Origin of the sequence: Clostridium aquiflavi (assembly GCF_031344075.1) — a bacterium.
GTDB classification, from domain to species: Bacteria; Bacillota; Clostridia; order Clostridiales; family Clostridiaceae; genus Clostridium; species Clostridium aquiflavi.
Genome location: NZ_JAVJAN010000003.1, coordinates 57,981 through 83,573, shown reverse-complemented (window position 1 = coordinate 83,573; position 25,593 = coordinate 57,981). Strand labels below are relative to the sequence as shown.

Here is a 25,593-nt window from a genome sequence, read left to right as displayed (position 1 = left end):
AACGTTCTCCTATAATTACTTTATATTAATAATTCTTTTTCCTATGCTTTTGCTTGATTTAGTTTTTTCCATTAACGGCATATATAATACATTTACTATAAAATAGAACATAATTAAAATTCCTAATGGCATAGATACCTTATATCCTATAAATTTTATTATAAAATCAAATATAATTAATGATACTCCTGAAAGTGCCATTGTAACTAATTGGTCTATAACACTGGCAAATATTTTTTTTAATAATGATGGTTTTTCTTTATTATCATTACTATTATTTTCATTTGTCTCTCCCATTAATAATTCTTTTGTTTCATTGTTAGTTTCTTCTTTTGCTTTTGTGTCGTTCAATATAGCATCTTCTTTTTCATTAATATTATTTTCTTCTTTACTCAAGGTATTTTCCCCCTTATTAATTATATTAATTATTATTTTCTAAAGTTGGATTTGGATCTTTAAAATTATAAGTTTTTGTGCTTAATTTATATACTATATAATTTTTATTAAATCTTATTTCTTCCTTTAATCCATCTATTGAATTTTCTATAATGCCTTCTCCCTTTTCACTCTTTAACCCGTCTATTATCTGTTTATTTATTTCTGAATAATTTCTACTACTTTGTCCTGTAAATGCAGCTATGTATTTATTGAAAGATGTATTTCCTAAATCAAAGTTTCCTGATTTTATTGCTTCTGCACTGTCAAAGTTTAAACTTAATTTTAATTCTATTTCCCCTGATGATAAATCTTCTCCAAATACCTTCATTCCAAAGTACATGCTTTCTATTTTATTAGGATCTGGTTTTTCATTATCGAAATATATTGAATTAACACTTATAGTGTTTCCATCATTTTCTTTTACTACATCTTCCTTAGAGTATTTCATTCCAAGTTCTTCTGTTACTTTTTCCATTTTAGATAAATAATCTTTAAAATATCCTTTTGTTTTTTCTAAACTATAATCTTCTGCCCACGATCCTTGTAAATTTTCATCTGAATTTTTTGCTTCAGTTACAGCTTTAGCATTATTATTGTCTTCTGCTTTATTACTATCTATACCAATACATCCAATTAATGATGTTGTAATTATTAAACTCATTAGTATAGCACAAATTCTTTTGGACATTAAAAATCCCCCTAGTTTTTATTTTTAATTATATTTATATAAATTTATATTATATTCTTAGATTAATACTACTTATTAGAATACCACAATACAATAAATTATTGTATCATTATTATATTTCAAATATGTGTCAATAGCAAAAATATTATTTAATCTATGTTTTAAGCGTTAAACTTCTATTTGATCTTTTAGTTTTTCAAAACTTTTTTCACCAATTCCATCAATATTTTTAATATCTTCTACTGAATTAAATGCTCCTATATTTTCTCTATATTCTATTATTCTTTTTGCTTTTGCTTCACCTATTCCATTAATATTTTTTAATTCTTCAAGTTGTGCACAATTTATATTTATTTTTCCACTGTTATTAGATGTACTCATATTACTTTGTGAATAACTTATGTTGTCTTTTACTTCATTTTTATTATGTATATATATTAATTCATGATTTTTAAGTTTTTGAGCTCTATTTATATTAGATATATCTGCCTCTTCTGTTAATCCACCAGCTATTTCAATAACATCTTTAACTATGCTCTCATCATTCAATTCATATACATCAGGGCTTTTTACTTCACCTTTTATTTCAACTACTATATTTTTATCTTTTAACTTTTCTATTTTTTCATCTTCATGACTATTTTGATTTTCTTCTTCAACAAAAATTGAAGTATTATCGTTTTTTACTAATTTGTTTTTTCCACTTTTAATATATGTAAATAAACATGCTATGAGTATTATAACTAAAATTGCTATTATTCCAATTTTTTTATTAGCTTTATTAATCAATTTGAAAACCTCCTTTAGTTCTTAATATTTCTTAAACTAATATTTACATTTTAGTATAATAATAAGTTTGTTCTTAAATTTATCAACAGAATTTCATCCATTTATTTTAATTATATACATTAAAATACAATTTTATTATCAAAATTCATATTTTTATAGCATAATATATTTTTCTTTGGTAAAATAAAACTGTTGTAATAAAAAATTTTAATATTATGGAGAATGTTATGAAATCACATTTTAAAACACTTATTTTTTTCCTATTTATATTTCTTGTTTCATCCGTTAATGTAATGGCGATGCCAGCGCCTCCTGAAATAAATGCAGAAGGTTCTGTTTTAATGGATGCATCAACTGGAGAAATATTATTTAGTAAAAATCCCGATAAAGTTTTGGAGCCGGCCTCAACTACTAAGGTAATGACTGCTATATTAACTTTGGAAAATTGTGATTTAAATGAAGAGGTTGTAGTTACTGAAGATTTTACAAAGGTTGATGGTACAACTATAGGCCTTTTAAAAGGTGATATTGTTACTGTAAAAGATTTATTACTTGGGCTTCTATTAGAATCTGGGAATGATTCAGCTAACGCTTTAGCTTGCCATGTTTCTTCTTCTATTGATAAGTTTGCAGTGCTTATGAATAAAAAAGCTACTGAAATTGGAGCCGTTAATACCCATTTTAAAAATCCAAGTGGATTACCTGATCCAGAGCATTTAACTACTGCTCATGATTTAGCTCTAATTATGAATGAAGCTATTAAACATGATAAATTTTTAGAACTATGTAAAGTTATGACATATGAAATACCAATAAAAAATGATTCATCTAGAACAATATGGATTAATAATAAAAATCATATGATAAATAAGAATTCAATGTATTATTATCAATATACCATTGCAGGTAAAAATGGCTATACAACTAAATCAAACCATACATATGCAATAGCTGCTGAAAATAATGGACATATTTTAGTAGCATCATATCTTAATGCTCTAGATAAAAATAAAAACTTTGAAGATATGAAAACTGTGTTTAATTATGGATTTAATAATTTTTATTTTTCTAACCTCTATAAAAAAGGACAAGAAATTGATTCTATTAAGTTACATAATGATATAACAGTTCCTCTTATTGCTTCAAAAGATGTAAATTGCGTTGTTCCAAATGAAGATAAAGACAAACTTAATACTTATATTAAATTTGAAGATAAAAATTTAAATAGATCATCTTTTAATGAAGGCGATGTTATATTAAAAGGTACTGTATATTTAAATGATGAAGAGTTATGTACATTAGATTTATGTGCAGGTATTTCTAGAGATTATTCTATAAAAGAAGAAGTTAATTCTTTTATAGATAAAAATCAAAAAAACTTGATTATAGGAGCTAGTGTTTCTGGAGTTGCCTTACTTATTGTGTTAACATTAGCAATAGAATATAAAAAGAAAAAAAATAGAAAAAAAAGATTGTTAGAAATTACAACATCTATACCTAAAATTCAAGATGATCAATTGAAGAAAAGAAGAAGAAGACAGGATTAAATCCTATCTTCTTCTATTTTATTTTTTCTAATAACTCTTTCATATCATCTGGTAATTCAGCTCTTAATGAAAGTTCTTTTAAAGACCTTGGTGAAGCAAAATTCAATCCATAAGCATGAAGTGCTTGACGCTTTATTAAGTTTTCTTCCACTCCAACTCCATATAGTTCATCACCATATATAGGATGACCTAAATGACTTAAATGAACTCTTATTTGATGTGTTCTACCTGTTTCTAGAAGACATTCAACTAAATCTCCACCTTTAAAACTTTTTATTACTTTATAATGTGTTATACTTCTTTGTCCTCTCTCATCAACAACTCTCATACTTCCATATTCTATACCTTCTGGTTTATAAATAGGCAAGTCTATTGTTCCTTCTTTTTCTTCTAAGTTACCATGAACAATTGCTAAATATCTTTTTTGTAATTTTTCTTTCATATCTTTTGATAATCTACTATGAGAAAATTGATTTTTAGCAATTATAATAAGCCCTGATGTATTCATATCTAGTCTAGAAACTAATCTTACTATACAGTTTTGATTTGTTTCTTGAAAATAATATAATACTCCATTTGCTAATGTACCACTTTGAAAATTTTTGGTTGGGTGAACTATCATAAATGGTTTTTTGTTTATAACTAAAACATCCTCATCTTCATATACTATGTCTAAATCTATTTTTTCTGGATTTATATTTTGACTTTCATTTTTGTTTAAATCAATCTTTATAACATCACCATTTTTAATCATATAATTCATTCTAACCACAGAATTGTTAACATATATCCTTTGATCTTTTGATGCACTTCTTATTAATCTAGTTGATAAATCTAACTTTTCTTTTAAATACTCTCTTATCTTTATCTTACCATCAATATTACTAACTTTATCTTGTAAAATGCTCATCTATTAAAAGTCTCCCTTGATTTTTATTCAAATTTTTTAAAATCTTTACCTAATATTATAACTACATCATAATCTTTGTATTCTGGTTTGTCTGATTTTTTTTCAATTTTATTTATTCCAATACTAGACTTAACTTTACTTGCTATATTCTCATTATTAGTTAAAATTGAACTATCATTTCTCTCTGGAATATTTCCAACATCAACCCTTGTGTATCCAATCTTTGTTAGCTCATCTCTTAAGGTTGCTGCTAATCCAGTTATTTTAGTTCCATTGAATACTTTTATTGTAATATCTGACTTAGAAATATCTTCTGATCCTTTTCCTGTTGATGATAAAGATGTTATTATATCTTTGTTTAAATTTTTATCAAATACAAGGAATGATTCTCCATTTATATCTTTAGGTATACCTTGAGCTATTTTCATATCCATTTTTTCTGAATTAATTCTAATAAACTTTAAACCATATGATATAACTTTAAATGGAGGCATATTAGTATCTATATTATCTCCTAAAGCTTTTATTATACTTGGAATTTTAAAAATAATCATAGGACTTGTACATTTATCTATAACCTTTGATATAAATTTTTGTTGATTTTCTATTCTGTCTAAATCTCCATTTGCAAATCCTGAACCATCATTGTTTTTTCTCCATCTGAAAAATTCTTCTGCTTTTTTACCATCTAATTTAACTACTTCACCTTTTTTAAAATTAATATGAAGATTTTGTCCTTCATCATCATATATCATATTTCTTTCTATCTGCATTTTGACGCCTCCAATAGCATCAATAAATTCTCTAAATGCATTATAATCAATTTTAGCAATATAATTTATGCTTATATTAAGCAATTTTTCTACCTCTGATTTTACTCTTTTTTCTCCACCTATTGCATAAGCTGCATTTATCTTTGAACTTTTGCCATTAACATCTATCAAAGTGTCTCTTGGAATTGAAACAACTTGTAAATTTTTATTCTCAGGATTATAATTCAAAACCATAATTGTATCTGTTCGTTTTATTGCATTATTATTAGGCTGACTAGGATCTCCTATATCCATTCCTAATAATAAAACATTAATAGGCTTATTCATTGATACCTTACTAGGTTCAATCATATCATTCTTGTTTATCTTTCCTAAAAATAAAAATCCAGATCCTATAACTACTATAGTAAATGTTATTACTAATGCTAATATCAATAATACACTTTCTTCTAGTAAATTCTTAATCTTAATATTTTCAAGCTTGTTTTTATTTGATTTATTCGATCTTTTGGATCTTTTTGATCTTTTCACTCTTTTTTTCCCCATGCTTTTCTTCTCACCCCTAATGCAAGTCATTAACCTTAATTACTTAGTCTACTTTATTTATGCATATATAACTATTCTTTTAATAAAAAATAATTTCTTGCTTTTATTGTATTTAAATCAATGATTAAATTTCTATTTAATAAGTCCTTCATACTTTCAGTTAAACCTAATAAAACCCCATCATCTAAATTTTCAAAAGTAGTTTGTCTTATTTTTTCTACTCCTGAAAAATCCCTACCTGGTTCTATCATATCAGCAATATATATTATCTTAGTTAAAATAGACATATTTTCTTTTCCTGTAGTATGCCATCGTACTGCATCTAATATTTCCTCATTATCAATTTTTAACTTATTTCTAGCTTCTATTGGTGCAATTATACTATGCCACAAATTAGAATTTTCTTTTTCTGTGTTTGTTAATTCAATATTATTTTCTTCTATTATTAATTTCATTTTTTCCAAGGATAAATTTTTAGCTACATCATGAGCAAGAGCTGCTATTTCAGCTTTTTCTATTGAAACCCCATTAATTTTAGCTAATTTTTTTGAAGTTTCAACAACTCCTAATGTGTGCTTATATCTATTTTGTTTTAAATTATCTTTAAGATATAACTTCATTTCTTCTATACTTATCAAAATATTATTCCTCCTTATATAAGCTGTTTTCTTCTATTAATTTTATGATAGGTTGAGGAACAAAGAAATCTACTCTTTCTTTATCTTTAATTCTTTTCCTTATATCTGTTGAAGATATTTCTAATCTTTTTAGTGTTAATACAATTATATTTACACTGTACTTTTTTTCTATATATTCTTTTTGTTTAATTAACTTTTTATTACTAAAACCACCTCTAGAAAATACCACTAAATTGCTTAAAGATAATATTTTATCCGCACTTTCCCATGTTTCTATATCCATTAAACAATCTGCTCCAGTAATGAAAAATAATTCTACATCATTGTCCTTAAAATGTTCTAACGTTTCATATGTATAGCTGAATCCTTTTTTTTCTATCTCATAATTTGAAATAGAAAATCCTGAAAAATCTTCTATTGCTTTCTTTACCATATCATATCTTAGCAGTGCATCCGTTACTTTCTTACCTTCTTTATGAGGTGGATTACCTGCTGGCATAAAAATCACATTATTTAAATTTAATTGCTTTTTAGCTTCATAAGCTATATATAAATGTCCATAATGAATAGGATCAAATGTCCCTCCTATTATACCATATCGTTTCATTAAATATTTCCTCCCAGAATTTATTTACAATACATCAAGCTTTATATTTTATTATTTTTCAATTAGAAAAATATATTACACTGATAATATAATAAATTAATTAATTTTGTAAATTCTTCTATATTATTATATCATGAACATAATCTAAATTATAAATTCACAAGAAACCTAAACTAAAAAAGTTGTCTAATCTTAAAAATTATTATACAAAAAAATAAAACCCTTATAACAAAGGGTTTTATTTTTTATCTAATTATTTAGTTGGTATTTCTATTTTAGGTTTATTTTTAGATTTCTTATATAGTACCATCTTATTTCCTATTGCTTGAACGCCTTCGCATCTTAAAGCCTTGCATATTAAATCTGAAGTTTCTCTAGTGTCTAAACCACTATTTTCTAAAACTTTTATTTTAATAAGTTCTCTTTTTTCTAAAGCTTGAGCAACTTGAGTTAAAAAGTTTTCTTCTATCCCATTTTTGCCTACTTGAAATATCGGAGATATATTACTACCTAATCCTCTTAAGTAAGCTCTTTGTTTTCCAGTTAACATTCATTTTCCTCCAAAATTATATTATAATAAGTATTCAAATTCGAAATCATTTAATCTAACAACATCTCCGTCTTCTATACCCATTTCTCTTAATTCATTCATTACGCCTTTATTTTTTAATACTTTATGGAAATATCTTAATGAATCTGCATCATGTATATTTACAGCACTTAATAACCTATCTACAAAAGTTCCAGAAATAACATAAGTATTGTATTCTTCATCTTTTTCAACATCTATAGCATATGTAAATCTCTTTTCTTCTGGTATATACATTTCATCTTCTGATATTTCTAATTCCTTAACAGGAATTTCTTTAAGCATTCTTGCTGCTTCTTTTATTACTTCATCAACACCATCTCTTGTAGCTGCTGACATCTTATAAACTTTAGCAAATCCAAGTTCTTTAACTTTTCTTTCAAACTCTTCAAAAACTTCATCATCATAAAGTAAATCTGATTTATTTGCTACTACGATTTGTGGTCTATCCCATAATTTAACTGAATATTTTTTTAGTTCCTCGTTGATCTTAACGAAATCTTCAAAAGGTTCTCTTCCTTCTATTCCAGAAATATCAACTATATGAACTAATAATCTTGTTCTTTCTATGTGCTTTAAGAATTGTATTCCTAATCCTACACCTTCTGCAGCACCTTCTATTATACCTGGGATATCCGCCATAACAAATGGTTCTATACCATCTATTGCTACAACACCTAAGTTAGGCTTTAAAGTAGTAAAATGATAATTTGCTATCTTTGGAGTAGCTTTAGTTGTCATTGATAATAAAGTTGATTTACCTACATTAGGGAATCCTAATAATCCAACATCAGCTAATAATTTTAATTCTAAAACTATTGATAATTCTTCACCTGGCATTCCTGGTTCAGCATAATGTGGTGCTTGCCTAGTTGCAGTAGCAAATTTAGTATTACCTTTACCGCCTCTTCCGCCTCTTACAAGTACAAATTCTTGACCCTTTTTAGATAAGTCTACTATTACTTTATTACTTTCTTCTTCTCTTATTATTGTTCCCATTGGAACTTTTATAATAAGATCTTGACCAGCTCTACCATAACATTTAGATGTTCCGCCATTCTCACCATCTTCTGCAATAAATTTCTTTTTATATTTGAAATCTAATAAAGTAGTTATTCCAGTGTCAACTTGAAGTATTATGTCTCCACCATCTCCACCATCTCCACCATTTGGACCTCCAAGTGGTACATACTTTTCTCTTCTAAATGAAATGGCTCCATCTCCGCCTTTTCCTGACTTTATGAATACTTTGGCTTTATCTATAAACATGCTATCACCCTTCTTAATTAAATTCTTTTCCTAAATAGAATATCTTTAAACTCAATTATGATTAAATTCTTATTTTACTAATTATTATGTCTTCAAAAATCACACTTTATTATAACACATTAAAAATCCCTTATAATTAATTTAACTAATTATATAATAATTTAATCATAAATAATCTAAAATGATGTTTAATTACCAAAGTTCTATTAATATTTTTCAACTCAATAAAACTATTAATTTATTTTAATGTTATTTTTTTAAAGTAATATCAATATTATATTAATAATTCAATATAACTTAAAAAGCACCCTGTTGGGTGCTTTATTTCAAAAAATAATTATTCAGCTATTGCTTCAACGTCTACTGGGTAAACACTAGCTTTTTTCTTATCTTTACCCACTCTTTCGAATTTAACAACTCCGTCGATTTTTGCGAATAAAGTATCATCTTTACCTCTACCAACGTTGTTTCCTGGGTGAATCTTAGTTCCTCTTTGTCTTACTATAATATTTCCAGCAAGAACAAATTCTCCATCTGTAGATTTAACTCCTAATCTCTTAGATTCAGAGTCTCTACCATTCTTAGAACTACCCACTCCTTTTTTATGAGCGAATAATTGAAGGTTCATAATTAACATAAGGCTACACCTCCTCTTTCAATAAAGTTATATATTCTTTACGTTTCTTACTTCCAAACATTTCATCTAAACTTAAAATTAAACTTTCTAAGCTTTTTTCAAAAGTTTGTAGTAAAACCTGTGCTTGTTCTATCTCTTTTTCGTTAAAATCATTAAGATCTAACTTTAAATATCCATCACTTATTTCATAAGTAGAATTAAGTTTTAATACTTCGTCCAAACCTATAATAACGCTTTGTGATAAGACTGAAACAGAATTACATATCATATCAAATGTCTCGCCAACTAAAGAAACATCATTTCTAAAGTCTCTATCTCCACATAAGGCATGATTGTTTATTACAAATCCAATAATACTACTGTCTTTATAATTAATTCCTACTTTAATCATGATATTAAGCTTCTATCTTTTCGATTACTAACTTAGTATAAGGTTGTCTATGACCATTTTTTCTTCTATAGTCTTTTTTAGCCTTATATTTGAAAACTATAACCTTCTTTTGCTTTCCTTGAGCTAAAACCTTAGCTGTAACTTTAGCACCTTCAACTACTGGTGCACCAACTTTGATACCTTCATCGTTAGCTACTGCTAAAACCTCTGTTAATTCAACTGTAGAATCCACTTCAGCGTTAAGTTTTTCAACGTATATTACGTCTCCTTCTTGAACTCTGTATTGTTTTCCTCCTGTTGCTAATACTGCGTACATTAAAACACCTCCTCATTTAACGGTCTCGCCACTTTTGGTACAAAGATTTAACTTTGTTCATTAAAACCTTACGTGTGCGGTCTACAAAAGCCATTTTATCACATTATTAATTTTTTGTAAATTAAAATTTGCTATTTTGTAGTGTAAATTTATTATATTTTTTTGTTTTTTGCTCATTATAATATATTTTTCATTTTATATAGTGTCAAATTGTGTTATTTTATATTTCTCTAAATTAACTTTTTGACTTTGAAAAATTAAAGGTTCTATCTTAAACCCTTCCATATTTTCAATATAATTTAAATATATCTCTTTATCAAGGCAATCTATTTCTTTTAGAAAATTAAATAAATCACCTTTTATTCTCTCTTTATAAACATTGTCAATTTCAATATAAAAAGAACTTATTGTATTATCTTCTTTTATTCTTAAAATTTCATTTTTTATAAGGTCTTGAATATAAGATAATTTCAAAATTCTTCCATGTCCATTACAAGTCATACAATCTTCTTCCATATACTCATAAATACTTTTTCCTTGTCTTCTTCTTGATATTTGAACTAAGTCTAATTCTGTAAATTTAAATATCTTAGTATTGCCCTTGTCTGATGAAAAACTTTCTTCTAATTCTCTCATAACAATATTTTTTTGAGATTTATCTCTCATATCTATAAAATCTATAACAATTATTCCACTTAGGTTTCTAACTTTTACTTGATTTCCAATTTCTTTTGCTGCTTCTAAATTAGTTTCTAAAATAGTTTTATCAAAACTTCTTCCTTTTATGTTTTTCCCACTATTAACATCAATAACATACATTGCTTCTGTTTTATCAATAACTATATAACCACCACATGGAAGATTGACTTTATTATGTCTTAACTTTAAAAGCTCTTTTTCAAGTCCATAAAAATCAAAGATATTTCTCATACCAGAATACAATTCTAATACTACATTACTTTCACCTTTACTAAAATCTTCAATCTTTTCAAAATCTTCTTTATTATCTGCATATATTTTCACAGGATTCTGTCCAATTGTATTTCTTAAAATTCTAAATAAGCTCAAATCTTCGCCATAAATTTTCTTAACTTCAGTAGAGTACTTTAAACTTTTATTTATATTAAGAAATTCATTATACAGTCTATTAATTTCATTTTTTAAAGTTTCACTGTCTGCATTTATTGCTTCTGTTCTAATTGTTATTCCTACATCATTTAACTCTTGTAAATTTTCTAAGATTTCTTTTTTCTTTTCTTCATCAACTATTCTCTTTGAAAAATGAATTCCTTTGTCATAACAATTTAATACTGCATATTTACCAGGTATACTAACTTTAGTAGTAAGCTTAGCACCTTTATCATTTATTGGCTCTTTTACAACTTCAACAAGTATATCTTCACCTTTTTTTATGCCAGTACTTTTTAGCTCTTCACTATAATATAAATATCCTTCTTTGTTTAATCCTAAGTCTACAAAAATTGAATTAATAGCAGGAAGTATTTTTTTTACTCTTGCCTTATATATTTCTCCTATTATCGGTTCATTTTTATTCTCTTCTACTATACTCTCTACTAACTTTTCATTTTCTCTTATACCAATTCTTAATAAAGATTCTTTTCTTTCAATAAAAATCTCTTTCAATACACTCACATCCTAAATGAATTAGCTTTATTATTAAATATCAACACTGTTTTAAAACATAGTCTATAATTACTATTTATTAAATTCTAATGCTTTATATAATGGTAATAATCTTTCACCTTTTAAGAAATACATTTCTTCTCTTTTTATATCTACAAAAGATTCTGTTTTAACATTAGAAGTTCTTTCTTGTATATATTTAACTACCAATTCAGGTGCTAAATGCTCTCTACTACCTGAATTAATAACCATATTTATAACTAGATAATCATCTTTTATCCAAAATTTAAATTCTCTAATCATTGTTTTTATATCTACTTCTTTTTCACCTTTTTTGCTCTTTTTTATTGTCTTCCACTCGTTTTTATTTAAAAGTTCATTAACTTCATTTTCAAGATTTTCTGTATTTTCATAAGGAACTTTTGCTGTATATCTCGCTGCATCAATTAATGCCATCCCCTGAGGAACTTTCTTTTCCCCCTCTACATATGGAATTTTAGTTGCCTCTTTAAATTTTATTCCACTTGAAGATACTGAATTTAATCTATCTATAATTTCTTTTTCATTCATTTCCTCTGCAAATACTAGATCCATGTATTCTCCATCAGAATACACACCAACAGCTAGTGGTTGAGCTATGGACATAGTCATATGTGGATTAAATCCTTTTGAATACTCCATTGGAAGCTCAGCTCTTCTAATATTTTTTTGTATAGTCCTCATTAAATCCAGATGAGAAATAAATTTTACATTTGCTTCTTTAGTATATTTAATTAAGTATCGCACCTTCGAAACATTCCCCTTCCTTAAAGTTCACATTAACACCACATCCTGTACATCCTTTTCTACAGTTTTGTGTTAATTCTTCTCTTTTAGCTTTTTCATTTTCTATTTCTAAATATTTTCTATTTACTCCAATATTAATGAAGTCCCAAGGTAATATTTCTGAATATTCTCTTTCTCTATATACATAGAATTCTCCATCTACATTACATTCTTCTAGTGATTCCATCCATGCATCATATTTAAAATACTCTGACCATCCATCAAATTTAGCACCTTTTTCAAAAGCTTTTATTAAAACATCACATAATCTTCTGTCGCCTCTAGCAAATAATGATTCCATAAATGATGTTTTTTGCTCATGATAATTATAATTTATAGCTCTAGTTTTTATTGAATCTTTTACAGCATTTATCTTTTTATTTACAATTTCCATTCTTTCCATAGCACTCCATTGGAATGGTGTAAATGGCTTAGGTACCAATATTGAAGTACTCAATGTAACTCTAAGTCCTTTATTTCTAACACCTTTAGGAATTTCATAATATTTTGCAACTATTTTTTCAGCTAATTCTCCAATAGCAGCACAATCCTCTATATTCTCATATGGTAATCCAATCATAAAGTAAAGCTTTAATTTACTCCACCCTGATTGAAATGCACTCTTGGCTGCGTCTAATATTCTTTCTTCAGTTAACCCCTTATTTATTATATCTCTCATTCTTTGAGATCCTGCTTCTGGCGCAAAAGTTAAACCTGTTTTTCTAACTTTTTGAATTTCCTTTATTAAATCAACTGAAAAAGCATCCACTCTTATTGACGGCAGCGCTATTCCAACCTTATTTGGCTCATGTTCTTCCATTAAATCTTTTATTAATTTTTCTATTTCAGAATAATCACAAGTACTTAATGAAGATAATGAAATTTCTTGATATCCTGTATTTTTAACTAATTCTCTAGCTTGCTTTACTAAGTCTTCTCTTTTCTTTTCTCTAACTGGCCTATAAATCATTCCTGCTTGGCAGAATCTACATCCATTAGTACATCCTCTAAATGTTTCTAATACTACTCTATCATGCACTACTTCTGTATAAGGAACTATGATGTTCTCTGGAAAATCAACATCTGTATAATTATTTATAATTCTCTTTGTAACAACTTTTGGAACATCATCATATTTAGGTTTAAATTCTTTTATTGTTCCATCTTCCTTATAAGTAACATCATATAATGAAGGTACATAAATACCTTGAATTTTTGATATTTCTCTTAAGAATTCCTTTTTCTTACCCTTACCCTTGTATTTTTTATATACTTCTAAAACGTCATCCATCATTTCTTCGCCTTCACCAATTTCAAAGAAATCTACTATGTCATATAAAGGTTCTGGATTATACGCACAAGGACCACCAGCCATAACTATTGGCTCATCTTCGCCTCTTTTTGATGCTCTAATAGTTATTCCTGACATATCAAGCATATTTAATATATTTGTATAACTCATTTCATATTGTAATGTGAATCCTAATATATCAAATTCACCTAATGAATCTTGAGTTTCTAACGTAAACAATGGAATATTATTTTTTCTTAATTGTTCTTCCATATCTGGCCATGGTGCAAATGTTCTTTCGCAATATGTATCATTTCTTTTATTTATTGTATGATAAAGTATTCTACTTCCTAAATGAGACATTCCAACCTCATAAACATCTGGAAAACAAAATGCAAATCTTATGTCAACTTCTTTTGGTTCTTTAATAACTTGGTTTAATTCTCCACCAGTATATCTACACGGCTTTTCAACCTTAAATAAAATATCATCTGAAATTTTGTTCATTCTAAAAAATTTCCTCCTTAAAAATCATAAAATATGATTGTTCTTTCTATTTCATTCGGACGTTATATTTTTAAACTTTTGTAATCTTCTACATTAAAATAAGAAGTATAACAAGTATACTTCTTATTTTTTGATAACCCTATTCTAACACAATTATAGTATATTTGAAACAGCGTTATTATTGCCAATACTTCATACAATACCTAAATTACATTTTATTATTTTCATATAAATTTTTAATGTTCTTTTTCACATACTCTTCTAAAGTTATATTTCCATACTCCTTTAAAGCTCTTAACAATTCATCTTCATGAATTATTTTAAGTAATTGCATATCATCATCAATAACATAAAATGTATTAAATTTATTTTTATCTACTAATGTTAGTACATTGACTAAGCCCTTTTTATAATATACTGAGATACTTTTATTTTCTATATAATCATACTTTTCTAATTTTCTTGATTTTTTAATCATATCACTCATAATTATATACATTGTCTTCTCTTTCTCTCTAATTGTAGCATATGTCATCAGTATAGCAGCTAAAAATAGACTTATATTTATTTTATGTAAAAATATCATTATAATAAATAATATAAAAAATATGCTAGAAACAATAAAACTAAAAATTCCTGTGATTTTTTTAGATTCCTTATATAAAAACTTTTTTGATAGCAATATTTCATATATTCTTGAACCATCCAATGGATATGCTGGTAAAAGATTAAATATTCCCAAACTCAAGTTAATATCTATACTTCTTTTTATAAAATTAGAATCTACATATTCCTGAATAAAAAATAAAAATACAACCATAAAAATATTAAATGCAGGACCAGATAAATATAAAATAAGCTTTTTCTTTTCTGATAATTCATCAACATCACTTAGTTCTGCATATGTTCCTGATAAATTTAATTTCATATTATAAAATTTACAACCAAACTCCTTAGCAACCAATATATGAATACATTCATGTGCTATAATCCAAAAAAAACTTATAAATAGTGTACTCTTAAAATCTAAGATAGCAAATATTATTAAAATTTCTATAATAAAAATACTATACCATTTTTTCATGTTCAACTCCTACGTCATTGATATTGCATTATACATTTTTCAAATTAGAAAAATCTAAATATTCAGTTGGATCTTGTTCCTTTCCCATATAAATAAACTTAAATATTACTCCTGTTTTTTCAGTATTAGATATTTTATTGCAATCTCCTAAATACTCTCCTTTTTTTATTTCATCCCCTTCTTTAATATCAGAATTTTTAATCATTCCATAGTATGTTTGAATTCCATTACCATGATTTATTAGTATATTTTGTCCTCCATCATCAGTTGCAGCTTTAACAACAGTTCCATCCATACTACAAATAACTTGTTCTCCTTCTTTACCTTCAAGGAAAACCCCTTTAATATCACCTTGCAATTTCATGTACGAAGCCAAAACTGGCAAGCAATAATTATCTTTTATTTTGGCTTTAATGCTAGTCTTTTCAACTTTATTTGTTTTTTCTTTAAGTAAATTCATACAATCTACAGCTTTATCCTTTAAATCAGTACTCTTTATTTTATTAATAACACTAATAACATAAGAATAATTAATATCTTTGCTAAAGTCTTGAGTTAGATATTGTTTTGATAATGTATATATGTCTCTAGTTTTTTGTATTGGCGTAATTTTCAAAGAAAATATTATAGCAAATAATATTACAGAAAATACACATTGAAATAATAACTTGTTAATAAATCTAGGTTTCTTTTTTAAATTTGTATAATCATTAGCATAACTTAATCTTTTATTATAAGGATTAATTGATTTTCTAGTATTGATACCTCTTTTTTGATTCAATATATTCTTGTAGTATCTTTCATATTGACTTCTATAGTTACTCATATTTCCCTCCATATATTAATGATTTAAATTTTATATTAGAGAAATAACTAGAATTAAAGATTATTAATTCTAGTTATTTCTTTAATACTAGGTATAATATAATGCCTTATTAAATTATATTTACAGAAAACGTATATTATGAAATATTTAACTACTAAATAAAAAAAATACTATTATTTTATTACAGTACATGCTTTTTGGTTCTATTTTATTAGGCTATGTTTTAAAACATTGTTGATATTGTAGTATAAAGCTCATGGACAGAGTAATTTACTTTAAGAACTCAAAAAAAGCAGATGATACATTAATATCACCTGCTTCTATATAACCTTCTAACATGAAGATTAATACCCTTTATTAAAATTGTTTAATTATTAAATCTGCTGTACCTAAGTTGGTAACAACCGGTATATTATGTACATTGCATACCCTAAGCAATGCTGATACATCTGGTTCATGTGCTATTAATGCTATTCTCATATATCCCACTCCCTATTCTAAACCATTTAATCTAGCTTTTATCTTTTATCTAAAAATATATTTTCTTTCTTCTCATACCTATATTCAATACTAAAGCTATAGACATAATAGTTGTTAAAAGTGAACTTCCACCATAACTTATTAATGGTAATGTTATTCCTGTTATAGGTAATAATCCAATTGTCATACCTATATTTTGAAATATTGCAAACAAGAAGTATGAAATTATTCCAACACATATAATAGATCCAAAAATATCTTTTGATGTTCTTGCAATAGAAATCATCTTATATATTAAAAATCCATATAAGGTTAATAATACTATAGCTCCAATAAGCCCCCATTGTTCAGCTATTGCTGCAAATATAAAATCTGTTTGAACTTCTGGAACATTCTGAGCTGAATATCCTGTTGTTCCATCAATTTTTAATGATGGCCTACTTCCAAGTATTCCGCCTGATCCTATTCCTATTAATGACTGTGTTAAGTGATATCCAGATGTAGCATCTGCTGCTTCAGGATTTAAAAACGCTGTAAATCTTTGCTTTTGATATGATTGAATAAGTCCTGAATTCCAAACTATAACTATTAATAGTACTAAGCTTAACAACCCACCACCTATTACTTTCATATCAAGTCCTGCTATATAAAATATACCAAGAACTATAAAAAAGCAAACCATAGTCATTCCCATATCAGGTTGAGTTACAATAAATATAACTGGTACCAATGCATAAAAGACAAGTATAAAGAAACTTTTAAGATTATTTATTTCTCCATCCATCTCATCTAACTTTTTAGCTAGCATAAGTATAATTCCTAGTTTTGCAAGTTCAGCTGGTTGTAATTGAAAGCCTCCAACTCTAATCCATCCCCTTGCACCATTAACTACTACTCCAATTCCCGGAATCTTAGCAGCTAAAAGCAGTATTACAGATCCCCAATAAAATATTGGAACATAATTTAATATTATTGTATAATCTATAGCAACAAAAAAATACAGTGCAATTATAGATAAAACAAGCCAAAAAAATTGTTGTTTTGCAAAAGCAAAACCATATTCTCCTTTAGTACACATATAAATGTTTAAAATACCATATAGCACTAAAAGCACTGTAGAAATTAATACAGTTTTATCAATTTCTTTTATTAATCTTAAGTCAATTTTGAAGTTTTTAAGCAATTCCTCACCTCGAATATATAGAGATTTATAATAAAATTATATATATATATTATCTTATTTTTCTCTATAAAAAGCTATTAATTCAACAAATCATAATAAAATATTAATATTTTATTATAAGCTTTATCTTCTTATACTTTTAATAGGAATACTTGCAATTAATGCAGAAGTATTTTCACCTTCCATATCTTCACTCTTATTTACAGATATTTCAACATCATCTACTTGAATTTCTATATATTTAGATATTACCGCAAGTATTTCTTTTCTTATTTTTTCTAAAGTATCTGTAGGAATTTCCCCTCTATCATGTATAAGTATAAGCTTTAATCTATCCTTTGCAACTTGCTTAGGTGTTGGTCTACTGCTCAACCCCTTAAAAAATCCCATTTAAGACCCTCCTTACTTACGTTTAAATAATCTTTTTAATGATGTAAAGAAACCAGTTGATTCTTGTTGTAAATTCATTATATCAACTTTTTCTCCTGTAATTCTTTTAGCTATATTTCTAAATGCTTGTCCTGAATATGATTGTTCCTCTAATACTATTGGTTCTCCCTTATTAGTAGAAACAGTTATGTTTTTGTCATCAGGAACAACTCCTAAAAGTTCAACTGATAAAGTTTCTATAATATCACTTATGTCAAGCATATCTCCATTTTTAGTCATTTCATAATTAAGTCTATTTATTATTAACTTATGATCTTCTAGACCTTTAGCATCTAATTTTCCTATAACTCTATCTGCATCTCTAACTGATGTTATTTCTGGATTTACAACAATAACAGCACTATCTGCACCAATAACAGCGTTTTCAAATCCTTGTTCTATTCCCGCTGGTGAGTCTATAATAACATAATCAAATTCTTCCTTTAATTCATTTACTATTCTAAGCATTTCTTGTGGGCTTATATCGTCTTTATCTTTAGTTTGGGCAGTTGGAAGTAAACACATATTTTGAAATCTTTTATCTTTTATAAGTGCTTGTTTTAACCTACATCTTCCCTCTAGTACATCAACTAATGTATATACTATTCTATTTTCTAATCCTAACAATACATCTAAATTTCTAAGTCCTGTATCTCCATCAATAACTACAACTCTTTTACCAAGTGCAGCTAATGCAGTACCTATATTTGCTGTTGTAGTTGTTTTTCCAACTCCACCCTTACCTGAAGTTACTACAATAGATTCTCCCATTTACATTCTCCTCCGATATTATATATATTTATTTGCTAAATATGGTTCAACTATAATGGTTCCGTCCTTCACTTTTGCTATTTCTGGATACTTAGGTTTTTCTAATCCATCTGGTGAAATAGTTATTACATCTGCTATTTTTAATATTTCTGGTTCTAGTAAAAAAGCAGCAATAATAGATTTTTTATTCCCTGTATTCCCTGCATTTACGCTTCCTTTTAGTGATCCTAAAACGATTATATTGCCACCTGCATGAACTTCTGCTCCGCTATTAACATCTCCTATAATTACAATATTACCTGGGTAAGTCAAACATTGACCACTTCTTACAGTACGTCTTATAAATTTAGTTTTTCCTTCATATACCCCATTAAATATTTTCGTTTGTATATTACTTTCTTGCTCTAATTGTTCAAAAATAATTTCGTTTAATTCTATTTCATTTAAAAGGGATTCTTTAAGTTTTTGAATATCATTTTTTTTTATCAAACTTAAATTCACATTAAGAATTAAGGTTGTACCTTTGTAAAAATGCTTACCTTTTGATAACTTTTTTATTAACATATTTAACATGTCTTCAAAGCTCTCGAATTTCTCCATATCAATTGTCGCATTTATACCTTCCCTGTTTCCCTTTATTAAAACACCATCCTTATGCATTGCTACCTCCAATCAAGTGATTATTATTTATGTAAAGCAACAAGATTTAACTATCTAGTTCATCACTTCTTAAACATAGCATTAACTAAAATATTATTACATTAAATAATATTAGCAATGATATATTAGGATAAATTATGTATATATTAAATATAAAATTAATACTCATTTTTGATATTACAACCTAGTTTAAATTATAACATTATTATATTATTTTTGTACATATTAATTTGGCTTTAACACTTAAAACTGCTTGTTAAAAAGTGACTTTTTGAAAGTTTAAAAAACTTCTTATAATTTTCTATTCGTAAATAAAAAAGTTATCTTAAACTTAAATTCGTTTAAGATAACTTTTTATTATTTTTCTATATATTAGTTTTGAGTAACAGTCGCTTCATTTATTTATGGTTTAGTTGTATTAAAAGGATTTTCTAATACATATTTTTTAAATGATTCTGATTGCGATGCATAATTAGTTCCAATTAATTGATCTTTAAAATATGCTTCATAAACAGCTTTAACTGCTGGAGCTATCTCTCCACCATGTCCTCCATCAAATACAACTGCAACTACTGCTATTTTAGGATTATCAGATGGAGCAAAACTTATATATGTTGCATAAGGTGATCTACCTATTTCCTTTTGATTCTCTCTAAAATCTGCAGTACCTGTTTTACCTGCTGTTGGTATAGGGAAATTTCTAAATGTAGCGGAAGCAGTACCACCTTCCGCTTCATTAACACTTGACATACCGTTTCTAACAGCATTTATTGTATCACTTTTCATTTCTACTTTATTTAAAACTTCTGAACCAAATTCTTGAACTACATTTCCATCATTATCAGTAATTTTATCTACTAAATGAAGTTTATATCTAGTTCCACCATTTGCTACAGTTGAAACATATGATGCTAATTGCATAGGTGTATATAAATTTATACCTTGACCTATTGCAGCATATACTATTTGAGCTGGTGACGTTATTTCTGCCGGTTTGTCATTAACTGCAAATCTAGTAATTATTCTAGTAACTGCAGCAACTTGCTCATCTGCATTAAATTTTTTACCTTCACTTTCCCACTTAGCCACGCTTTGTTTATATTTATCTGAATTATCTACTATTGTTTTTACATAAGGTTTTATACTCTTAGAAAACTCATCTTCTGTTTCTTCAATGCCCTTTCCTGGTTCAACTTTTTTTAATCTTTCCTCAACCTTATCTTTTATAGACTTTTTAGCTTCTTTTATTTTTTCAGTATCATCTTCTGAAAATCCTATATCAAACGGAACAAAATTTCTTTCTGCTCCCTTATAATCTCCTTTTTGCAAATAATCTACTAATTCGTATTTAGCATAGTATACTGATTGATTTTTAAATGATTCAAAATTATATGTTTGACCAAAATTTTCTTCTATCTCTATCCCTGTTGTAGCTTTTTCCTTAGAATCAGGTGGAATTCCTAATCCAAATTCCCATGCATATTTTGCTATAGAATTTAATCCTTCAATTCCTTTACCATTTAACATATACATTCTATAAGCAACTTCATAGAAATAATAGTTACAAGATACCTGTATTGCCTTAGCCACATCTGTAGGTCCATGAGTAGCACCACTAGTCTGATAAATTAAACATTTTGGGTCAAATGCCGGTCCAAATGTTTCAGGATGCTCTTTAAATACCCCCATATCCACTATTGTTTCACTTGGAGTAACTGCTCCTTCTTCAAGAGCAGCAATTGATGTTAATACTTTAAATGTTGATCCTGGCGGGATTTTTCCCATTGTTGCATAATTATAAAATGGTTTTGGATATAAATCATTAACATCTTCTCTATACCCATTCGCATCTTCTGGAAATAATTGATTAACACTTTTACTTAATCCCTTATTTTGTATTAATTGATTTGCAAAAGCTTCATAATCTGGTGAAAAATATTCTTTGGTTTCTTCTTCACTTACCGTTCCTGGTATTGTAAATACATTAGGATTATAGTTTGGATAACTAACTAAAGATAAAATCTTACCACTATTGACATCTACTGCAATTAAAGCACCTCTTGTTGCATTAGAATATCTTGATCCATCACTATCATAGTCATTCTCTCTTATATTCTTTATACCATCTGCAAAAGCATGCTCTGCTGCATATTGAATTTCACTATCTATTGTAAGATGAACATCATTTCCTGGATAAGATTGAAGCTTAAACAGTTCTTCTGTAACTCTACCTTGAGAATTTACCTTTACTGTTTTTCCACCTTTAACACCCTTTAATTGTTCCTCAAATGCTGACTCTATACCAGATTTACCTATTAAATCTGATGATACATCATATCCTCTTAATTCATACTTCTCACTTTGTGAACTATCAATAGATGACACATAACCTAAAGCCGAAGATGCTAATTCTTGATTAGGATAATATCTTACAGGCTCTAAATTAACATCTATTCCTGGCAATGAACTAAGCTTTTGATAAACTATAAAAGCAGTATCTTTTTTTATATTACTTGCTATTGTTACAGCTTTATAACCTTTAAAACTTTGCATTTTTATAGCATCTTTTATTACAATAAAGTTTCTAATATCCCTTAATGAATATCCATTTTGTAATAATATATCTGTTATTTCTTTTCCGCTCATTTTACTATATGCTGCACTTTGTTCCTTATTAGGACTCGGATCAACACACTTAATTAAATTATAAGCCTTGACTAAATAATAAAAAGTATCTTCTGGACTTATCTTAACTAATTCTTCATTTATTTTTTGATTTTGATTGTCATCAAGTTCTTCTACATCCTTGAAAAGAGTTTTGTGAAGTTCATCATTTAAACCTCTATCTCTTTTAAACCTAATTTCTTCATATTTTCTTGATTCTGCATCTGATGTTTTATACTCGAAGTAAATTTCATTATTATCATTTAATTTTAAATTTAAAGTATCTTGAAATTTTTCTCCATTTTCTTCTAATACTTTAAAAAGTTCTTTCATAGTTGAATAAAACACTTTATCTGCATCTGTAGTTTTAGTATATGTAAGAGTATATGTTTGTATATTAGTAGCTAATAAATTACCACTTTGATCATATATCTTTCCTCTTGGTGCTTTTTCCGATACGAATCTTGTCGAATTGGCATTAGCTCTTTCTTTATAATTATCATAATTTAACACTTGAAGATATATAAGCTTTATAGTAATAGCTCCAAAGATAATAAACATTATTATACTCAAAATAGTATACCTTGAAATTTTCTTTTTCTTTGTTGGCTTATTTACTATCATTTAAACCTCCATGGTCTTTTTTTATATTCCTCATCTGGAATTTTCATAATTAGCTTATATACAAAAAACATAATTATAGAATTGTATAATGCCATTCCTATACCTTTGAATAGTTCCATATCTATTCTTAAAAAATAGCATATTATAAATATTCCCATATATTTAAAAACAGTTATTAAAAACATAGAAATTATGGGAATTAACTTTTTAGTTTTAAATATATTTTCACCAATTATACTTGCAAAAAGACATAATAATAAATTTAATATAGAATTTATTCCAAAAACATTAAAGAAAAATAAATCCTGTAGTATTCCACTTACCGATCCTATAAAGACTGCCTTTTCTCTTCCATATACAAGTGAGTATGCAATAGCAAAAGTAAGTAATATGCTTGGATATACCCCATGTATAGAAAAGAACGGAATTAAAGAATTATCCAATATAGCTAATCCTATAGATATTAAAATAACTATTAATTTTTCCATACTAAAACCCCTAATATTTTATTTCTCTTGTGTCTTTAGGAGATACAATAAATAATTCTTCTAGCTTATTAAAATCTACATAAGGTTTTACAACAGCACTCTTCATAACTTTTATCTTATCTTCGTCAACATGAGTAACTTCCCCTATTTTAATTTCTTTAGGATAAATCAGTCCAACACCTGATGTAATTATTACATCACCCTCTTTTACTTCTGAATCAATTGGTAAATTGTATACCTTAGCTAAATTTCTATTTTTATTATCTTTATATCCTTTTAAGTATCCAGTTGATTCTCTAGTACTTTCAACCATAACGCTTACAGCTATGTTTTCATTGATCAATGATTGAACTATACTCCAGTTACTTCCTACTGATGTTACTTGACCTACAAGACCTTGTGCAGCCATAACAACCATACCTTTTTTTATACCTTCATTTTCGCCCTTATTAACTATATATCCATCTAAAAAATTTCCACCGCTATATCCGATTATATCGCATCCTATATAATTGTAATTGTTATTTTGCTCTGCAAAATTTACAATTGATCTTAATCTTTTATTCTCTTCTTCTAAATCTGAATATTGTATAAGTTTACTTTTAAGTTCTTCATTTTCTACTGTTAGCTTTTTACTTTGATCTTTAACTTCTGAAAAATTTAAAAAGAAATCTAAAGTTTCTTTCACTCTGTTTGTAGCCTTATAAATAAGCGTTTGAGCTGGTTTCAACGCATTACTAGCACCATTTTCAATAACAGTTTTATTCTCTCTCTTGACTGTATAAACTATAAGTCCTAAAAATGTAACTGACAGCACTATAATAGTTACTGCCAGTTTGTTTTTAAGAAATTTCATTTACTAACCTCTTTGATCTTTGCTTATCTTATCAAAATCTTCTAGAGCTTTACCAGCGCCTAAAACTACACAATCAAGAGGTGCCTCTGCTATATGTACAGGCATATTTGTTTCTTCATTTATTAAAATATCCAAGCCTTTTAATAAAGCTCCCCCACCAGCTAACATGATTCCTTTATCCATAATATCTGCTGCTAATTCTGGTGGTGTTTTTTCTAGTGTTGTTTTAATTGCTTCAATAATAGCACATACTGGCTCTCTTAAAGCTTCTCTTATTTGAGATTCTGTAATTTCTATTACTTTAGGTAAACCACTTATCATGTCTCTACCTTTTATTTCCATAGTTCTATCATCATTATTAAATTCAACTACTTCACTTACTTTATCACTTTCTTCATCAGATTCACTTGCAGCTTCAACATTTACTGAATTATTAAGCTTTTTACTTACGTGAGCTGAACCTATCTCCATTTTAACTTGTTCTGATGTTCTTTCACCAATCATTAAATTAAATTCTTTCTTAATATAAGAAATTATTGCTTGATCTAATTCATCTCCAGCAACTCTTAATGATCTGCTTGTTACTATACCACCTAATGATATAATAGCGACTTCAGTTGTTCCTCCACCAATATCTACTATCATACTACCTGTTGGTTCACTAACTGGTAATCCTGCGCCGATAGCTGCTGCCATTGGTTCTTCCATTAATATAACGTCTCTTGCACCCGCTAATTTAGTAGCTTCTTCGATTGCTCTTTTTTCTACCTCTGTAATTCCTGATGGATAACAAACTATTATTCTTGGGCTCTTAAATGCATTTTTAGTAGAAACTTTTTCTATTAATTTCTTTAGCATTGTTTGAGCTACATCAAAGTCTGCAATTACTCCATCTCTTAAAGGTCTTATTGCAACTATATTTCCTGGTGTTCTTCCTATCATAAGTTTAGCTTCTGAACCTACTGCTAGTGGTTTTCTAGTTATATTGTTCATTGCTACAACAGAAGGTTCTCTTAAAACTATTCCTTTTCCTTTTGCAAATACTAAAGTGTTTGCTGTTCCTAAATCTATTCCCATATCTTTTCCAGATCCAAAAAATGCCATTGTATTTTTCCCCTTTCAA

At 27.2% G+C, this 25,593-nt stretch carries 26 protein-coding genes and 1 pseudogene; 1 reads left to right on the top strand and 26 read right to left on the bottom strand.

Annotated elements, in window-relative coordinates:
- Nucleotides 1–15: 15 nt before the first annotated feature.
- The 3 genes from RGC78_RS01645 to RGC78_RS01635 all read right to left on the bottom strand — a co-directional run bounded on the left by RGC78_RS01645 (nt 16) and on the right by RGC78_RS01635 (nt 1,915).
- Nucleotides 16–396, bottom strand: a complete 381-nt coding sequence (locus tag RGC78_RS01645) for an RDD family protein (protein ID WP_252214548.1) — start codon at nt 394–396, stop codon at nt 16–18.
- Nucleotides 397–421: 25 nt separating this feature from the next.
- Entirely contained in the window at nt 422–1,126 is a 705-nt protein-coding gene (locus RGC78_RS01640) for a hypothetical protein (protein ID WP_252214545.1), read from the bottom strand.
- Between the two features lie 168 nt (nt 1,127–1,294).
- Entirely contained in the window at nt 1,295–1,915 is a 621-nt protein-coding gene (locus RGC78_RS01635) for a helix-hairpin-helix domain-containing protein (RefSeq protein ID WP_252214542.1), read from the bottom strand.
- Between the two features lie 227 nt (nt 1,916–2,142).
- On the opposite strand from RGC78_RS01635, the gene RGC78_RS01630 reads away from it, so the two are divergent.
- Nucleotides 2,143–3,462, top strand: a complete 1,320-nt coding sequence (locus tag RGC78_RS01630; protein ID WP_309555894.1) for a serine hydrolase — start codon at nt 2,143–2,145, stop codon at nt 3,460–3,462.
- A gap of 13 nt (nt 3,463–3,475) precedes the next feature.
- Here RGC78_RS01630 and RGC78_RS01625 read toward each other — a convergent pair whose 3' ends face one another.
- The 23 genes and pseudogenes from RGC78_RS01625 to RGC78_RS01515 all read right to left on the bottom strand — a co-directional run bounded on the left by RGC78_RS01625 (nt 3,476) and on the right by RGC78_RS01515 (nt 25,574).
- On the bottom strand, nt 3,476–4,372 hold the full coding sequence (locus RGC78_RS01625) for an RluA family pseudouridine synthase (RefSeq protein ID WP_309555893.1): 897 nt from the start codon (nt 4,370–4,372) through the stop codon (nt 3,476–3,478).
- A 23-nt stretch (nt 4,373–4,395) separates the two neighbouring features.
- Nucleotides 4,396–5,691: an LCP family protein gene (locus RGC78_RS01620; RefSeq protein WP_252232436.1), complete on the bottom strand. Its 1,296-nt coding sequence runs from the start codon at nt 5,689–5,691 to the stop codon at nt 4,396–4,398.
- A 71-nt stretch (nt 5,692–5,762) separates the two neighbouring features.
- Nucleotides 5,763–6,329, bottom strand: a complete 567-nt coding sequence (gene yqeK, locus RGC78_RS01615) for a bis(5'-nucleosyl)-tetraphosphatase (symmetrical) YqeK (RefSeq protein WP_252214530.1) — start codon at nt 6,327–6,329, stop codon at nt 5,763–5,765.
- A 4-nt stretch (nt 6,330–6,333) separates the two neighbouring features.
- Entirely contained in the window at nt 6,334–6,936 is a 603-nt protein-coding gene (gene nadD / locus RGC78_RS01610) for a nicotinate-nucleotide adenylyltransferase (RefSeq protein WP_252214527.1), read from the bottom strand.
- A gap of 253 nt (nt 6,937–7,189) precedes the next feature.
- Nucleotides 7,190–7,486: a ribosome assembly RNA-binding protein YhbY gene (gene yhbY, locus RGC78_RS01605; protein ID WP_252214524.1), complete on the bottom strand. Its 297-nt coding sequence runs from the start codon at nt 7,484–7,486 to the stop codon at nt 7,190–7,192.
- 21 nt (nt 7,487–7,507) lie between these two features.
- Nucleotides 7,508–8,794: a GTPase ObgE gene (gene obgE, locus RGC78_RS01600; protein WP_252214522.1), complete on the bottom strand. Its 1,287-nt coding sequence runs from the start codon at nt 8,792–8,794 to the stop codon at nt 7,508–7,510.
- A gap of 337 nt (nt 8,795–9,131) precedes the next feature.
- On the bottom strand, nt 9,132–9,431 hold the full coding sequence (gene rpmA / locus RGC78_RS01595; protein WP_003372402.1) for a 50S ribosomal protein L27: 300 nt from the start codon (nt 9,429–9,431) through the stop codon (nt 9,132–9,134).
- Between the two features lie 4 nt (nt 9,432–9,435).
- Complete coding sequence (locus tag RGC78_RS01590) at nt 9,436–9,822, bottom strand: ribosomal-processing cysteine protease Prp (RefSeq protein WP_252214520.1); 387 nt, start codon at nt 9,820–9,822, stop codon at nt 9,436–9,438.
- A gap of 4 nt (nt 9,823–9,826) precedes the next feature.
- The gene (rplU, locus tag RGC78_RS01585) at nt 9,827–10,138 is read right to left on the bottom strand and encodes a 50S ribosomal protein L21 (RefSeq protein ID WP_252214518.1); all 312 of its coding nucleotides are present in this window, start codon (nt 10,136–10,138) and stop codon (nt 9,827–9,829) included.
- Nucleotides 10,139–10,333: 195 nt separating this feature from the next.
- Nucleotides 10,334–11,782: an Rne/Rng family ribonuclease gene (locus RGC78_RS01580; RefSeq protein WP_252224480.1), complete on the bottom strand. Its 1,449-nt coding sequence runs from the start codon at nt 11,780–11,782 to the stop codon at nt 10,334–10,336.
- Nucleotides 11,783–11,854: 72 nt separating this feature from the next.
- Nucleotides 11,855–12,568, bottom strand: a complete 714-nt coding sequence (locus RGC78_RS01575; RefSeq protein ID WP_309555888.1) for a TIGR03936 family radical SAM-associated protein — start codon at nt 12,566–12,568, stop codon at nt 11,855–11,857.
- Nucleotides 12,552–14,405 (bottom strand): TIGR03960 family B12-binding radical SAM protein, encoded by a 1,854-nt coding sequence (locus RGC78_RS01570; protein ID WP_309555887.1) that lies wholly within the window; start codon nt 14,403–14,405, stop codon nt 12,552–12,554. The genes RGC78_RS01575 and RGC78_RS01570 overlap by 17 nt, the downstream gene beginning before the upstream one ends.
- A 208-nt stretch (nt 14,406–14,613) precedes the next feature.
- Nucleotides 14,614–15,489 (bottom strand): site-2 protease family protein, encoded by an 876-nt coding sequence (locus RGC78_RS01565; protein ID WP_309555886.1) that lies wholly within the window; start codon nt 15,487–15,489, stop codon nt 14,614–14,616.
- Between the two features lie 28 nt (nt 15,490–15,517).
- The gene (locus tag RGC78_RS01560; RefSeq protein WP_252214505.1) at nt 15,518–16,315 is read right to left on the bottom strand and encodes a M23 family metallopeptidase; all 798 of its coding nucleotides are present in this window, start codon (nt 16,313–16,315) and stop codon (nt 15,518–15,520) included.
- Nucleotides 16,316–16,672: 357 nt separating this feature from the next.
- Nucleotides 16,673–16,774: pseudogene (locus RGC78_RS01555) on the bottom strand (methylglyoxal synthase); the annotation flags it as partial.
- Between the two features lie 70 nt (nt 16,775–16,844).
- A complete protein-coding gene (rodA, locus tag RGC78_RS01550; RefSeq protein WP_252214503.1) occupies nt 16,845–17,978 on the bottom strand; it encodes a rod shape-determining protein RodA in 1,134 nt (377 codons plus the stop codon).
- 123 nt (nt 17,979–18,101) lie between these two features.
- Complete coding sequence (gene minE, locus RGC78_RS01545) at nt 18,102–18,368, bottom strand: cell division topological specificity factor MinE (RefSeq protein WP_252214500.1); 267 nt, start codon at nt 18,366–18,368, stop codon at nt 18,102–18,104.
- Nucleotides 18,369–18,380: 12 nt separating this feature from the next.
- On the bottom strand, nt 18,381–19,178 hold the full coding sequence (gene minD / locus RGC78_RS01540; RefSeq protein WP_252214497.1) for a septum site-determining protein MinD: 798 nt from the start codon (nt 19,176–19,178) through the stop codon (nt 18,381–18,383).
- Nucleotides 19,179–19,196: 18 nt separating this feature from the next.
- The gene (gene minC / locus RGC78_RS01535) at nt 19,197–19,838 is read right to left on the bottom strand and encodes a septum site-determining protein MinC (protein WP_252214494.1); all 642 of its coding nucleotides are present in this window, start codon (nt 19,836–19,838) and stop codon (nt 19,197–19,199) included.
- Nucleotides 19,839–20,240: 402 nt separating this feature from the next.
- Complete coding sequence (locus RGC78_RS01530; protein ID WP_309555883.1) at nt 20,241–23,126, bottom strand: penicillin-binding transpeptidase domain-containing protein; 2,886 nt, start codon at nt 23,124–23,126, stop codon at nt 20,241–20,243.
- Nucleotides 23,123–23,614: a rod shape-determining protein MreD gene (gene mreD / locus RGC78_RS01525; RefSeq protein WP_252224463.1), complete on the bottom strand. Its 492-nt coding sequence runs from the start codon at nt 23,612–23,614 to the stop codon at nt 23,123–23,125. The genes RGC78_RS01530 and mreD overlap by 4 nt, the downstream gene beginning before the upstream one ends.
- Before the next feature lie 10 nt (nt 23,615–23,624).
- Nucleotides 23,625–24,470 (bottom strand): rod shape-determining protein MreC, encoded by an 846-nt coding sequence (gene mreC / locus RGC78_RS01520; RefSeq protein WP_252214485.1) that lies wholly within the window; start codon nt 24,468–24,470, stop codon nt 23,625–23,627.
- 3 nt (nt 24,471–24,473) lie between these two features.
- Nucleotides 24,474–25,574, bottom strand: coding sequence for a rod shape-determining protein (locus RGC78_RS01515; protein WP_252214482.1), 1,101 nt, complete (start codon nt 25,572–25,574; stop codon nt 24,474–24,476).
- Between the last annotated feature and the right edge of the window lie 19 nt (nt 25,575–25,593).